Source organism: Vibrio sp. FF145 (genome assembly GCF_041439075.1).
Lineage (GTDB): Bacteria > Pseudomonadota > Gammaproteobacteria > Enterobacterales > Vibrionaceae > Vibrio > Vibrio tasmaniensis_A.
Window position 1 is genome coordinate 1 of sequence record NZ_JBGONH010000034.1, and the last position, 13,639, is coordinate 13,639.

General features: G+C 44.8%; 15 protein-coding genes. 12 read left to right on the top strand and 3 right to left on the bottom strand.

All coding sequences use genetic code 11. The features are described from left to right. Positions 1–322 precede the first annotated feature (322 nt). Together ACED42_RS13715 and ygfZ are read right to left on the bottom strand one after the other, a co-directional pair. Entirely contained in the window at positions 323–784 is a 462-nt protein-coding gene (locus ACED42_RS13715; RefSeq protein WP_009847659.1) for an aminoacyl-tRNA deacylase, read from the bottom strand. 4 nt (positions 785–788) lie between these two features. Continuing rightward, a complete protein-coding gene (ygfZ, locus tag ACED42_RS13720; protein ID WP_017100744.1) occupies positions 789–1,760 on the bottom strand; it encodes a tRNA-modifying protein YgfZ in 972 nt (323 codons plus the stop codon). 167 nt (positions 1,761–1,927) lie between these two features. Here ygfZ and ACED42_RS13725 point away from each other — a divergent pair, with 167 nt between their 5' ends. Then, entirely contained in the window at positions 1,928–2,188 is a 261-nt protein-coding gene (locus ACED42_RS13725; RefSeq protein ID WP_004735374.1) for a succinate dehydrogenase assembly factor 2, read from the top strand. After that, on the top strand, positions 2,136–2,576 hold the full coding sequence (locus ACED42_RS13730) for a protein YgfX (protein WP_012604792.1): 441 nt from the start codon (positions 2,136–2,138) through the stop codon (positions 2,574–2,576). The genes ACED42_RS13725 and ACED42_RS13730 overlap by 53 nt, the downstream gene beginning before the upstream one ends. Before the next feature lie 65 nt (positions 2,577–2,641). On the opposite strand, the gene nadB is transcribed toward ACED42_RS13730, so the two are convergent. Then, complete coding sequence (gene nadB, locus ACED42_RS13735) at positions 2,642–4,258, bottom strand: L-aspartate oxidase (RefSeq protein WP_012604791.1); 1,617 nt, start codon at positions 4,256–4,258, stop codon at positions 2,642–2,644. 389 nt (positions 4,259–4,647) lie between these two features. Between nadB and rpoE the strand changes: the two genes are divergently transcribed. The 10 genes from rpoE (at position 4,648) to pdxJ (ending at position 13,608) form a co-directional block, all read left to right on the top strand. Then, entirely contained in the window at positions 4,648–5,226 is a 579-nt protein-coding gene (gene rpoE, locus ACED42_RS13740) for an RNA polymerase sigma factor RpoE (protein ID WP_004735377.1), read from the top strand. Positions 5,227–5,252: 26 nt separating this feature from the next. Then, positions 5,253–5,876, top strand: a complete 624-nt coding sequence (locus ACED42_RS13745; RefSeq protein ID WP_029223850.1) for a sigma-E factor negative regulatory protein — start codon at positions 5,253–5,255, stop codon at positions 5,874–5,876. Next, positions 5,873–6,835, top strand: a complete 963-nt coding sequence (rseB, locus tag ACED42_RS13750) for a sigma-E factor regulatory protein RseB (RefSeq protein WP_009847655.1) — start codon at positions 5,873–5,875, stop codon at positions 6,833–6,835. The genes ACED42_RS13745 and rseB overlap by 4 nt, the downstream gene beginning before the upstream one ends. Next, the gene (locus tag ACED42_RS13755) at positions 6,832–7,302 is read left to right on the top strand and encodes a SoxR reducing system RseC family protein (RefSeq protein ID WP_009847654.1); all 471 of its coding nucleotides are present in this window, start codon (positions 6,832–6,834) and stop codon (positions 7,300–7,302) included. The genes rseB and ACED42_RS13755 overlap by 4 nt, the downstream gene beginning before the upstream one ends. Before the next feature lie 137 nt (positions 7,303–7,439). Beyond that, positions 7,440–9,233: a translation elongation factor 4 gene (gene lepA / locus ACED42_RS13760; RefSeq protein ID WP_009847653.1), complete on the top strand. Its 1,794-nt coding sequence runs from the start codon at positions 7,440–7,442 to the stop codon at positions 9,231–9,233. A 245-nt stretch (positions 9,234–9,478) separates the two neighbouring features. Then, entirely contained in the window at positions 9,479–10,375 is an 897-nt protein-coding gene (gene lepB / locus ACED42_RS13765; protein ID WP_102249683.1) for a signal peptidase I, read from the top strand. 26 nt (positions 10,376–10,401) lie between these two features. Next, the gene (rnc, locus tag ACED42_RS13770; protein WP_004735383.1) at positions 10,402–11,079 is read left to right on the top strand and encodes a ribonuclease III; all 678 of its coding nucleotides are present in this window, start codon (positions 10,402–10,404) and stop codon (positions 11,077–11,079) included. Beyond that, a complete protein-coding gene (gene era, locus ACED42_RS13775; RefSeq protein WP_004735384.1) occupies positions 11,072–12,043 on the top strand; it encodes a GTPase Era in 972 nt (323 codons plus the stop codon). The genes rnc and era overlap by 8 nt, the downstream gene beginning before the upstream one ends. A 102-nt stretch (positions 12,044–12,145) precedes the next feature. Further along, positions 12,146–12,874 (top strand): DNA repair protein RecO, encoded by a 729-nt coding sequence (gene recO / locus ACED42_RS13780; protein ID WP_012604785.1) that lies wholly within the window; start codon positions 12,146–12,148, stop codon positions 12,872–12,874. Then, the gene (pdxJ, locus tag ACED42_RS13785) at positions 12,871–13,608 is read left to right on the top strand and encodes a pyridoxine 5'-phosphate synthase (RefSeq protein ID WP_009847651.1); all 738 of its coding nucleotides are present in this window, start codon (positions 12,871–12,873) and stop codon (positions 13,606–13,608) included. The genes recO and pdxJ overlap by 4 nt, the downstream gene beginning before the upstream one ends. Positions 13,609–13,639 lie beyond the last annotated feature (31 nt).

Genomic DNA, 13,639 nt, shown 5'->3' on the forward strand with positions numbered 1-13,639 from the left:
ATCACTTACTACCGTTTTTGTTTTAAGTTCCCGCTAATCCGCGATGAACCAAAAAAAAGCCCGTCTAAAACGGGCGAATAGTCACAGATGCATTACACAAAAGTGGATACTGATGTTACTCAGTGGATTCACTTGTACTGATTTGCTTAAAGGCTAGTCAGTAAAATTACAATAACGCAAATTCAACCTTGTGACTACTTATGCTTTTATTTTGAGTAACTATTTAGGGTGGGTGTGTTTTTCTTATGACGAAGTTCACACTAAAAATGTACTCAATGAAATATTGAAATGAAGTTTGCGAAGCATGATCTGTTCGAAACGTTCATCGACTGATGTCAGCGACGATCGGTGCACATAGTGCTATGAGATCATTGGGATCCAACGCAACGCCAGCCATTCGATCACCCGAGCTAATGGTAACGGTCGAGTTGCTCTGAATGGAAGGATCAAAAATGATCGGCATGTATCTCTTTAGAGCAATAGGCCCAACACATCCAGCTTTAAAGCCGGTGATGGCTTCAACATCAGCGAGTGATACGCAGGTCATTCGACGGCAATTCAGTACCGAGCGTACTTTCTTTGGATCGATAGAGCGATCGCCAGGAGTACAGGCCAACGCATACTGGTTTCCCATATCCTTAAGCAGGATGCACTTGACCATTTGAGAGGCATTAATACCTCGTTCTTGCGCTGTCTCTTCGATGCTGGTGGTTGGCTTGCTTTGCACCAACAGGCGATAGTCCACCTGCTGTTGATCTAACCATTGTGTAATCAGTGTTTCCACGTGGCTACTCTTCGTCAAGGCTGTAAGGCAGTGGCAGAATGTTCCATATTTGCTCAGGTTGCGCAGTCAATCGAAGCTGAACATCGTCATCAAGGTTGTTTGGCAACACCATCAAACCAATCGCCTGATTATCAGCAAATTGATAGACGTTTAATAGTCGGCCTGCACCGCGCCAGTTCTCACCTACGCTGCGCTCTAGTTCAATCGTATTCTCTAGAGACAATACATCTGAACTCGTTCCTGAAACAATGCGCATTTCACGCTTGTTCATGCCACGGTATTTAGCACGAGCAACTGTTTCTTGACCTGTGTAACAGCCTTTTGAAAAGCTGATACCGCCAATCGCTTGCAGGTTGAGTGCTTGAGGGATGTGTTCGTTTTGCTCTGCTTTCGATAGGTTCGGCTGAGCATCAAGAATTTCATGATACTGCCAAAGCGCTTCTGATACTTTTTCTGCAGTGCTGCTTGATACCAAGGCTTCTGCTGCTTCTTGCGTAACAAGTAGAGCCCAGCGGTTGTCAGAGACTTGAACAGCGGTGCCACCAGAGATTACACGCACTTTACCTTGGCTTTCTGAAATTGAGTCAATGTATTGATCAGCTGACGCGCCCATGACACCGATAACAACGTCAGACGTTTGCTCAATATCAACCTTAGAGAATACGGCGTATTTTTTAATTTCAACTAACTCGATTTCAATCGCAGACTTAGGCTGCATAAGAGCGTAGCCACCATTGTGGTGGAACAAACGAAAGATACTCCAAACCTTTCCTTTCGCATCACAATGCGCGCCTAACGTGGATTCATCATTAGGAAGAGTGACGACATCGCACGTTACTTGACCTTGCAGGTACGACTTTTTGTCATCGCCTATCATGGTGATTGCACTCCAGTCTGACACGTGTGTCATCATCAGATCTGGAAGCGATTCATTTTGCGTATGAGCGAGCGGCTGAAATGTGTTTTTCCAATCCATTTTATCTTTCCTAAGAATTTTATTTGGCTCTATGTTAATCCGGTTCTGTTTCTTTGTCAGCTTAGGTTTTTTTGTGAGCTTAGATAGGGACTGTGACTCACATAGTAGTTGCAGAGCGTATGACTTGTTACACTCCGAGAAAGAAAAATTATAGGTGAGGATAGCCAATGTACACTGCAGAGCAGAAAGCACGAATTAAATGGGGTTGCCGTCGTGGCATGTTGGAACTTGACGTAGTTATCATGCCATTTTTCGAAGAGTGTTTTGATTCATTGCAAGAGCAGGAGCAGCGTGAGTTTGTTTCTCTATTAGAGTGTGATGACCCAGACCTGTTTACTTGGGTAATGGGACACGGACGCAGTGAAAACCTAGGCCATGCTTCAATGGTTGATAAAATTGTCGCGCATAACCTCAGCAAGGTTCGTTAAGCTTCAGCTTAACCCTTCGTATTCCGCATTATTTGCAAAAGGCACTGTTTTTGGGTGCCTTTTGTTTTTCATCGTTTTCTCTTCTATTCCACTCGCTGTTGCCCTCTATTGTTTAGCTTTAGTGTTCAGTTTGTTTAAAGCCAATCATGTAATCTTGAATACAGCACATGGGTGCTTTGACTATAAAGAAGATGGCGAGATCCGACTCAATGAACAAGCCTACACACTTAAGTCCGTTGATAAGATTTGGGCGCAGTTCTTCGTTAAATTGCAGTTTGAGTGCGGATATTCAGTCTTGTTGTGGCGAGATAGTTGCAATGAACGTGAATATCGACACTTCTTGGCGCATTTACAACGAGTCCGTTTGATAAACGAAAGCATTGGATAAACAAGAACCAAAGATAAAAGAAAGGGAGCGCTAGGCTCCCTGTCGTCTTTTTCCATGACCAAAAATTAAGACTGGTTTTTCTCTGGTGTCAGAATGGTTGGGCCGCTGTCTTCAGCAAGTTCTGGGTAATCCAGCGTGTAGTGTAGGCCGCGGCTCTCTTTACGTTGCATTGCACAGCGAACCATCAACTCAGCCACTTGTAGTAAGTTACGCAGTTCTAATAGGTTATTTGAAACCTTAAAGTAGCTGTAGTACTCATGAGTTTCCTGCTGCAACATCTGAATGCGGCGCATTGCACGTTCAAGGCGTTTGTCCGTTCGAACAATACCCATGTAATCCCACATGAACAGTCTTAGCTCGTGCCAGTTGTGTTGAATGATCACTTCTTCATCACTGTTGGTGACTTGGCTTTCATCCCATGCCGGAAGTTCAGCGCACAGTTGAGATTGGTCGATGTTTTCAACGATATCTTTTGCGGCTGCCCACGCGTATACCACACACTCAAGCAGTGAGTTTGAAGCCATACGGTTTGCACCGTGCAAGCCGGTATAACTCACTTCGCCAATTGCATATAGGTTAGTTAAGTCGGTTTGACCTTGCTTATTCACCATGACACCACCACAAGTGTAGTGAGCTGCCGGTACGATTGGAATCGGTTCTTTGGTCATATCAATCCCCAAATCCATCAAGCGAGTATGGATCATTGGGAAATGCGTCGTGATGAATTCTTCAGGTTTGTGGCTGATATCAACATACATGCAGTCAGCACCTAAGCGCTTCATTTCAAAGTCAATCGCACGAGCAACCACATCGCGTGGAGCCAATTCACCGCGCTCATCGAAGTCCTTCATAAAGCGAGAGCCATCTGGGCGACGCAAATAGGCACCTTCACCACGCAATGCTTCCGTTAGTAGGAAGTTACGCGCTTCTGGGTGGAATAAGCAAGTCGGGTGGAACTGGTTGAACTCAAGGTTTGCCACACGACAACCCGCACGCCAAGCGATAGCAATACCATCACCTGAAGAGACATCTGGGTTAGAGGTGTATTGGTAAACCTTTGAAGCGCCGCCTGTTGCTAATACAACAAATTTAGCGCGCACGGTTTCAACGTGTTCTTGGTTACGGTTCCAAATATAGGCACCGATAACCTTGTCTTTCGAACCTCCTATCTTATCTTCGGTGATTAAATCCAGCGCATTGTGACGCTCGAAGATCTCGATGTTTGGGTGATTCTTGACGTTATCTTGCAGTGAGGTTTGCATCGCCATGCCAGTTGCATCGGCAGCGTGCAGAATTCTGCGGTGACTGTGGCCGCCCTCACGAGTGAGGTGATACTTTGGTTGGCCTTCTGTGCTGTTCTCATCTTTATCAAATGGAACACCACCATCAATCAGCCATTGCACACACTCTTTAGCATTTTCAGCAATGAATTGAACTGTATCTTCTTCGCATAACCCAGCCCCAGCAATTTGAGTATCTTCTACATGAGACTCAATACTGTCCGATTCATCGAACACCGCCGCAATACCACCTTGTGCGTAATACGTCGATCCTTCGCTGCGTGGTCCTTTGCTTAATACAATTACTTTTGCATGTTCTGCTACGCGTAAGGCTAATGACAAGCCTGCCGCACCACTTCCTACCACTAATACATCACACTGATGTTCACGGTTTGCGTTCATAAAACTTATTAAATCCCGGGCTATAGTCGAGTTGTCCATGCTCAATTGACTTCGTCTTGTTTTAGGAGTTTGGGTAAGACTGTTATAATCTTTCCCTAGTCATCCTAAAACACGACACAAAATCAATATATAGACAGCTATCTAGAAATATTTAATTGCTCAATACCATTGCTTTTGCTCAAGTTTCCCCAAATTGATAGGGATAACTATTTTTATTACATCACATTGTGAAACAATAATGGCAAATAATTTTAGGAAAGTTGGAACTTTCGGTATTTGGCTTAGTCACAATAGTGCTCTTGTAGACGGTGGTGTCAATACTACATTTCGCATAATTAGTACCCATATCTGTGAAGGTAAGGGTTATAACAATAGGAGTACCCGCTCGAATGAACGAGCAGCTAACCGATCAAGTGTTGATTGAGCGAGTTCAGAGTGGAGATAAGCAGGCATTTAACTTATTAGTGGTTAAGTATCAAAACAAAGTTTGTAATCTTATCTCTCGATACGTGAATAATTCCGGTGATGTACCTGATGTAGCACAAGAAGCTTTTATTAAAGCTTACCGCGCGATACCTAACTTTCGTGGTGAGAGTGCTTTCTATACATGGTTGTACCGAATTGCCGTGAACACCGCTAAAAATCATATTGTTGCCCAGAGCCGCAGGCCGCCAGCAACAGATGTCGATGCAGAAGATGCAGAATATTACGAAACAGGCAGCGCGTTAAAAGAAATATCGAACCCTGAGAACTTAACGCTGTCAAACGAATTGAAACAAGTTGTTTTTGGAGCGATTGAAGCGCTACCCGAAGACTTAAAAACTGCAATGACGTTGCGTGAGCTCGAAGGTTTGAGCTACGAAGAGATTGCAGAAGTAATGGATTGCCCTGTAGGAACCGTACGTTCGCGTATTTTCCGAGCTCGTGAAGCGGTAGAAAAGAAAATTAAACCTCTTTTACAACGCTAGAACTTGTAATAATTATGGTGAAAATAATGGCTGATAAAGAAAAGCTTTCGGCACTCATGGATGGTGAAACGATCGATAAAGCTCTCATAGTAGATCTCGAATCTGATCAAGAAAGCATGGATACCTGGCAGAGTTACCATTTAATTGGTGATGTTATGCGTGGGGATGCGCCAGAAACTCCAGAGTGGAACATTGCTAACAGTGTAGCGGCAGCGCTTGATGATGAGCCTGCACATGGTTCAATGTCGAACCTGCACCAAGTGAATGTTGAACCTATTGTTGCTCCGATAGAAGAGCAGCCTAAACCTCAGCAAGCGAAGCGTCAGCTTCCTGCGTGGTTACAACAGTTTGGACAAGTTGCCGTGGCAGCGTGTGTTTCATTAGCAGTTGTATTAGGTGTTCAGCAATACGGCGGCAGCGATCCCGCAGCTCCAGAGCAGTTGCCTGTACTCCAGACGATTCCATTTGCAGGTTCTGCGGAACCAGTAAGCTTAACACGTGACTCTGTTGAGAGACCTGCATCTGAAGCTAACATGCAAGAGCAACGCAAACGCGTTCATGCATTGTTAGAAGATTATGAGCTACAACTAAGATTAAACAGTGATGCATCGCCAATGGAAGATGCACACCTAGAATCGGATATTGAATGAAGAAAATCCTGGTCAGTGCACTGACACTGTTCAGCTTGATGTCTCCAACAGCCTTTGCAGAGGAAACCACTGCAAAGGCCTTGTTACATCAAATGAACGAGGCCAGTCAGCATCTAAATTACGAACTCTCCTACATATTGATAAAGAAGAGCAGTATTGAACCTCTGCTTTATCGTCATGCAGTTAACGACGACCAACAACTTGCACACCTTGTTTATCTAAGCGGCCCTGTTCGTGAGGTTATTCGACGTGGCAATGAAGTTAGCTACATCGAACCGGGTACAGAGCCATTTACTATTCAGTCTGGCAGCATGGTTGCACCTGTCATTCCGATGATTAATCGAGATATCGATTCTCTCAACCAATACTACGATTTTGTAAAAGTTGGGCGTTCTCGTGAGGCGGGCAGTACCACGCAAGTATTACGCGTTGTGCCGAAAGACGGCCTTCGATACTCTTATGTGGTTTGGGTAGATGAGAAAACCAACCTTCCTTTGCGTGCCGATCTTTTGGATCGTGATGGCGAAGTGCTTGAGCAGTACCGCACTATCTCTTATGTCGTGAACGATAAAATTGCAGAAGCAATGGGCGGTTTGAATCAAGCTAAATTGCCGAAGGTTTTGTCATTGCCAGAAGGCTTGGTGAGCGAGACCGACTGGCAGGCCTCGTGGGTGCCAGAAGGATTTAAATCGAAAGAACTCAGCCGTTACCAAATGGCTGCGACCGAAAAAATGGTTGAAAGCCAGCTTTTCAGTGATGGATTATTTAGCTTTTCGGTTTATATCGCCGATAAAGACGAACATTCATTGAAAGGACAGCTGGTACGCCAAGGGCGAAGAACCTTGCACAGCTTAGTGATTGGCGACAAAGAAATCTCTGTGGTTGGTGATATTCCGCCAGCAACGGCCAAGCGTATCGCTCAATCCGTCACGTTCAATAAACCGGCACCAGCGCAATGATGACTGCGTTGGCGACCGTTAGCTCAGTCGAACAAAAAGGTAAGCAATATTTTGTTCAACTGAGCTGCGAACAACAAACCAGTTGCAGCAGTTGCTCATCTCAAAAAAGCTGCGGAACGGGTATTGTGACCAAGGCTGTTGGCAATAAATCCTTGTTTTGGCAGCTTAAAACCCAAAGCCTAGTCAAAGCAGGCCAGATCGTAGAAATTGGCTTTCCAGAAAAAAGCCTACTTCAGTCTGCGGCTATTGTTTATCTTATCCCGCTTTTCATGTTGATGGTTGGTGCTGGTTTTGGACAACTCTTGTTACAACCCTTACTCCAAGGGGGCGAGGGCATTGTTATCTTAACTGCAGCGCTGTTTACTGCTGGTGGTATTGGTTTGGCGAAGCGCTTAGCTAAACCAATGGAAGACAAATCCAAGCAAGAAGTTGTCTTGATTAGAATCCTAGGCAAGTCTCTCATCTAATTTATGATGCTTATTGCCCTTAAATTGGGTAGAATCTGCCAACTTGATTGAAATGCCGCCACCAATGCTGACTGTAGATTGGACGCGTTGCGGCTTTCTTATTATCCCTATTCAAAGAGTTTAGTCACACCAAGCCTATGAAGCACATTCGTAATTTTTCGATTATCGCCCACATCGACCACGGTAAGTCGACCCTTTCTGACCGCTTAATCCAAGTTTGTGGAGGGTTAAGTGAACGTGAGATGGCAGCTCAAGTCCTCGATTCTATGGATATAGAACGCGAGCGTGGTATTACAATTAAAGCGCAGAGTGTGACTTTAGATTACAAAGCTAAAGATGGTGAAACTTACCAACTTAACTTTATCGATACCCCTGGACACGTAGACTTCTCTTACGAAGTATCTCGCTCTCTAGCCGCTTGTGAAGGCGCGCTTCTTGTAGTGGATGCCGGCCAAGGTGTTGAAGCTCAAACTCTAGCAAACTGTTACACCGCGATCGAAATGGAACTGGAAGTAGTGCCAATCTTGAACAAGATTGACTTACCTGCAGCTGAACCTGAACGAGTTGCTGAAGAAATCGAAGAGATCGTTGGTATCGATGCGATGGAAGCGACGCGTTGTTCTGCAAAAACCGGTATCGGTGTTGATGACGTTCTTGAAAACATCGTAACGGCTATCCCGCCACCGGAAGGTGATCCAGAAGCGCCACTACAAGCTCTGATCATTGACTCTTGGTTCGATAACTACTTAGGCGTTGTTTCTTTGGTTCGTATCAAGAACGGTAAGCTGAAGAAGAACGACAAGATTAAAGTAATGTCGACAGACCAAGTTTGGGGTGTTGACCGTCTAGGTATCTTCACACCTAAGCAAATCGACACAACTGAGCTAAATACTGGCGAAGTTGGCTGGGTTGTTTGTGGTATTAAAGACATCCTTGGCGCACCTGTTGGTGATACGTTGACGCTTGCAAAAGGCGGCAGCACAGAACGTCTACCTGGTTTCCAAAAAGTGAAGCCTCAGGTATACGCAGGTCTATTCCCAGTATCGTCTGATGACTACGAAAACTTCCGTGACGCACTAGGCAAACTAAGCCTGAACGATGCATCACTATTTTACGAACCAGAAAGTTCAGCAGCACTTGGCTTTGGTTTCCGTTGTGGCTTCTTAGGAATGCTTCACATGGAGATCATCCAAGAGCGTTTAGAGCGTGAATACGACCTAGACCTAATCACAACGGCACCAACCGTAGTGTACGAAGTTGTAAAAACGGATGGCACAATTCTCTATGTTGATAGCCCGGCTAAACTGCCTGCTATTAATGACTTAGAAGAAATTCGTGAACCGATTGCTCGCTGTAATATTCTGGTACCTTCGGATTACCTAGGCAACGTGATCACACTGTGTGTTGAGAAGCGTGGCGTGCAAGTCGACATGGTTTATCACGGTAACCAAGTTGCTGTGACGTACGATCTTCCAATGGCTGAGGTGGTTCTAGACTTCTTCGACCGTCTGAAGTCAACGTCTCGCGGGTACGCATCATTGGATTACAACTTCCAACGTTACGAAGCATCAAACATGGTACGTGTAGATGTATTGTTGAATGGTGAAACGGTTGATGCACTGGCGATCATTACACACAAAGATATTGCCCAGTCTCGTGGTCGTCTACTGGTTGAGAAGATGAAAGAATTCATCCCTCGCCAGATGTTTGATATCGCGATTCAAGCCGCGATTGGTAACCACATTATTGCTCGTTCTACAGTGAAACAACTGCGTAAGAACGTAATCGCAAAATGTTACGGTGGTGATATCAGTCGTAAGAAGAAACTTCTTAAGAAACAAAAAGAAGGTAAGAAGCGTATGAAGCAGATCGGTAACGTTGAACTGCCTCAAGAAGCATTCTTAGCAATTCTTCATGTTGGCAAAGACTAGGTATCAATCGCACTAACTATCTGCTGAACATTACTGGTTAAAATCGTTTATTTCTTTGTTGCAAAGATTGCAATTAGGCCCACTAGTCACTGCACTTTGCGCCTCGAACTAAACGATTTTTCCTGCGTAATCTCCCCAGCATTTAGTCAGCATGATTGATACGGATTAGAAATATTAAGCAGAGTGAAAGGGTTATACTCTTTCACTTTCGTTATTTTTAAAGAAATGAAATTTAAGGGATATCAATGGCTAATACATTTTCGCTTATCTTAGTGATCGTAACTCTAGTGACTGGCATTGTATGGGCGTTGGAAAAGTTTGTGTGGGCGAAGAAGCGCCAACAAAAACTGGCTGACGTTGAAGCACAGTCGAATGGCCTAGACGCTGCAACCAGCGCAAAAGTTACGGCTCAGCCTTGGTGGGTTGAGAACAGTGTGTCCATTTTCCCTGTAATTGCATTTGTTTTGGTTTTGCGTTCATTTATTTATGAACCGTTTCAAATTCCATCTGGCTCGATGATGCCAACACTATTGGTTGGTGATTTCATCTTGGTAGAAAAGTACGCTTATGGTCTAAAAGATCCTGTATGGCGCACTCAACTGGTAGAAACAGGCAAACCAGAACGTGGTGATTCAATCGTATTCAAATACCCACCTCAGCCGAATATCGACTACATCAAGCGTGTTATTGGTATGCCGGGTGATACCATTCGCTACAGCAGCAATAAAGAAATCTGCATTCAAGCGAAGGGTGGCAGTAACTGTAAACCAGTGAAGTTGAGTAACGTTGAAGAAAGCCAATTTATTCAAGATGGTGTGCCTCTAATTCAGTTGAATGAACAACTGGGTGACGTGGAGCACCAAATCTTAGTTAACCCATTACGCCGTGATCGTGTGCAAGCATATCAACCTCGCAATGGTGTTAACGAGTGGATCGTTCCAGAAGGCCAATACTTTGTTATGGGTGATAACCGTGACAACAGTGCTGACAGCCGTTACTGGGGCTTTGTCCCTGAAGCAAACCTTGTTGGTAAGGCCGTTGCTATTTGGATCAGCTTCGAATTCGAACGTGGTTCAGACAGTGTACTTCCAACATGGATTCCTACTGGTGTGCGTTTTAATCGCATCGGTGGGATTCATTAATCGATCACATAACACATCGAGAGAGCATGAATTCTCCAATTGATAAACTAGAGAGAAAGATTGGCTATCAGTTTAATGATGCCGATCTTATCCATTTGGCGCTGACTCACCGCAGTGCCGCAGGTAAACATAACGAACGTCTTGAGTTTCTGGGCGATTCAATTTTAAGTTTTGTTATCGCTGATGATCTTTACCACCGTTTCCCTAAGGTAAACGAAGGTGATATGAGCCGCATGCGCGCAACATTAGTACGTGGTCATACATTGGCAGAACTAGGTCGTGAATTCGAACTAGGAGATTACTTAAAATTAGGTCCAGGTGAGTTGAAGAGTGGCGGTTTCCGTCGTGATTCTATTCTAGCGGATGCGGTTGAAGCGATCATCGGTGCTGTCTATTTAGATAGTGATACCGAGGTTGTTCGCCGTATTATTTTAAGCTGGTACCAATCTCGCCTAGAGTCTATTCAGCCTGGTGTATCTCAAAAAGATCCAAAAACTCGCTTACAAGAGTTTTTACAAGGTCGAAGAAATCCCCTACCTGTCTACACTGTGACTAATATTAAAGGTGAAGCACACAACCAAGAGTTTACGGTTGAGTGTGAAGTGGCAGGTGTGGATAAACCTGTTATCGGTAAAGGCACTAGCCGCCGCAAGGCAGAACAAGCGGCTGCTGAAACAGCATTAGAGCAACTAAGCAATGTCTGATAACAATCAAGATTTCGATATCGATGCATTCTTTTCATCTGATAGCAAAAAAACGGGCCTACCGGAAAACCAACACTGTGGCTTCATCGCTATCGTGGGTCGACCAAACGTAGGTAAATCGACGCTTCTGAACCATATTTTGGGTCAGAAAATCTCGATCACATCACGTAAACCTCAGACGACACGCCACCGTATTATGGGCGTAGAAACTGAAGGCGATTACCAAGCGATCTACGTTGATACTCCTGGACTTCATATTGAAGAAAAGCGTGCAATTAACCGTTTGATGAACCGTGCGGCGAACAGCTCACTGAGCGATGTGAATCTAGTATTCTTCCTTGTTGACGGTACTCACTGGACTGACGACGATGAAATGGTACTGAATAAGCTGAGAAAAACAGATTTCCCAGTTGTCCTTTGTATTAACAAAGTAGATAACGTTCAAGACCGTACAGACGTGATGCAACATATGATGGAAGTGTCTAAGAAGATGGACTTCCTTGATGTTGTGCCAATCTCAGCGAAGCAAGGTAAGAATATCGATGTACTGCGTAAGCACGTTCGTAATTCTTTACCAAAAGCGACGCACCACTTCCCTGAAGAGTACGTAACGGATCGCTCACAGCGCTTTATGGCCTCTGAAATCATCCGTGAAAAACTGATGCGATTCACAGGCGAAGAGCTACCTTACTCAGTAACGGTTGAGATCGAGCGTTTTGATTACAACCCAGATAACGATGGTTTCCACATCAATGCTTTGATTCTTGTTGAACGTACTGGTCAGAAGAAGATGGTAATTGGTAAAGCGGGCGAGAAGATCAAAACGATTGGTCGTGAAGCTCGTATCGACATGGAAGAACTGTTCGGTCGTAAGGTTTACCTAGAGACTTGGGTTAAAGTTAAGTCTGGTTGGGCTGACGATGAGCGTGCACTTCGCTCGTTAGGCTACATCGACGATCTATAATATATTGAACGTCACTTTCTGATATTAAGAAAGTTGAATTGAATATAAATACAAGAGAGAGTGCGAACTCTCTCTTTTTGTATCTGTAAGAAGGGTAAGTGATTGAGCGAAGGGTTACAGCGATGCTTTGTGTTGCACCGTCGACCATACAGTGAGTCGAGCCTGATTCTGGACGTCTTCAGCGAAGAGTACGGTCGGGTGACGTTGATGTCTAAAGGTGCGCGGAGTAAGCGTTCTAATTTGAAAGGTGCATTGCAACCTTTTACGCCGCTACTGCTTAAGTGGTCTGGCAATGGTTCAATGAAAACGTTGCGCCAAGCTGAACCGATCAGCTTGGGGCTTCCTCTTGCTGGCATTAATCTGTATTCAGCAATGTACGTTAATGAATTAGTTGGGCGAGTGTTGATGGCCGAAGTGGCCATGCCCGCATTTTTTCATGACTATCTTCATGCCTTAACAGAACTCGCTCATAATGAGAACCCTGAGCCAGCACTGCGTCGTTTTGAATTGGCTCTACTTTCCGCTATGGGGTATGGCGTCGACTTTTTACACTGCGCGGGCACTGGCGAAGCGATTGATCCGAGCATGACTTATCGCTATCGAGAGCAGAAAGGCTTCATCGCTTCGGTGCGTCGAGATAACCTGACTTTTATGGGCGATGAACTTATCGCAATCAGTGAGCGTAGGTTTATCACTAAAGAGCAGTTAAAAGCGGCAAAACGCTTTACACGCATAGCCTTAAAGCCGTATCTTGGCGGCAAACCATTAAAAAGTAGAGAGCTATTTATGCCAACAATAGCCCTCTCTAGAGCACGGAGTATTGGAAAATGAGCTCAATCCTTTTAGGCGTTAATATCGACCATATTGCAACTCTACGTAATGCACGTGGTACTAAATATCCAGACCCAGTACACGCAGCTGAAATTGCTGAACGTGCGGGTGCTGACGGCATTACGATTCACTTGCGTGAAGATCGCCGTCATATTGTTGATCGCGATGTACGTATTCTTGCTGAGACAATCCAGACTCGCATGAACTTAGAGATGGCCGTAACGGACGAGATGGTTCAAATTGCACTCGATACTAATCCTGAGTTCGTTTGCTTAGTTCCAGAAAAACGCGAAGAGCTAACGACTGAAGGTGGCTTGGATGTAGTTGGTCAACTTGAAAAGATCAAAGCGGCGACCGAAAAATTGTCCGCTGCTGGTATCAAAGTATCTCTGTTTATCGATGCCGATCGTGAGCAAATCGATGCTGCGAAAGCGTGTGGCGCACCGTTCATTGAACTGCACACTGGCCACTATGCTGATGCTAAAACTGAAGAAGACCAACAAGACGAGCTTAAAAAGATTGCTGCAGGTGCAAGCTACGCAGACGACCTTGGTATTACAGTGAATGCGGGTCACGGTCTGACTTACCATAACGTAGCGCCAATTGCGGCACTTCCTGAGATTTACGAGTTGAACATCGGTCACTCGATCATGGGCCGCGCAGTCTTTGATGGTTTGAATAAAGCCGTTGCAGACATGAAAGCCGTGATGGAAACAGCGCGCAACAACGCTTAGTTCTTTAACTCGGCATTCGTTTAGTTGTAAG

Excerpts from the sequence above, each read along its gene's own strand:
- ygfZ (WP_017100744.1), bottom strand. The coding sequence starts at position 1,760 with ATGGATTGGAAAAACACATTTCAGCCGCTCGCTCATACGCAAAATGAA.
- ACED42_RS13725 (WP_004735374.1), top strand. The coding sequence starts at position 1,928 with ATGTACACTGCAGAGCAGAAAGCACGAATTAAATGGGGTTGCCGTCGT.
- ACED42_RS13730 (WP_012604792.1), top strand. The coding sequence starts at position 2,136 with ATGCTTCAATGGTTGATAAAATTGTCGCGCATAACCTCAGCAAGGTTC.
- nadB (WP_012604791.1), bottom strand. The coding sequence starts at position 4,258 with ATGAACGCAAACCGTGAACATCAGTGTGATGTATTAGTGGTAGGAAGT.
- rpoE (WP_004735377.1), top strand. The coding sequence starts at position 4,648 with ATGAACGAGCAGCTAACCGATCAAGTGTTGATTGAGCGAGTTCAGAGT.
- ACED42_RS13745 (WP_029223850.1), top strand. The coding sequence starts at position 5,253 with ATGGCTGATAAAGAAAAGCTTTCGGCACTCATGGATGGTGAAACGATC.
- rseB (WP_009847655.1), top strand. The coding sequence starts at position 5,873 with ATGAAGAAAATCCTGGTCAGTGCACTGACACTGTTCAGCTTGATGTCT.
- ACED42_RS13755 (WP_009847654.1), top strand. The coding sequence starts at position 6,832 with ATGATGACTGCGTTGGCGACCGTTAGCTCAGTCGAACAAAAAGGTAAG.
- lepA (WP_009847653.1), top strand. The coding sequence starts at position 7,440 with ATGAAGCACATTCGTAATTTTTCGATTATCGCCCACATCGACCACGGT.
- lepB (WP_102249683.1), top strand. The coding sequence starts at position 9,479 with ATGGCTAATACATTTTCGCTTATCTTAGTGATCGTAACTCTAGTGACT.
- rnc (WP_004735383.1), top strand. The coding sequence starts at position 10,402 with ATGAATTCTCCAATTGATAAACTAGAGAGAAAGATTGGCTATCAGTTT.
- era (WP_004735384.1), top strand. The coding sequence starts at position 11,072 with ATGTCTGATAACAATCAAGATTTCGATATCGATGCATTCTTTTCATCT.
- pdxJ (WP_009847651.1), top strand. The coding sequence starts at position 12,871 with ATGAGCTCAATCCTTTTAGGCGTTAATATCGACCATATTGCAACTCTA.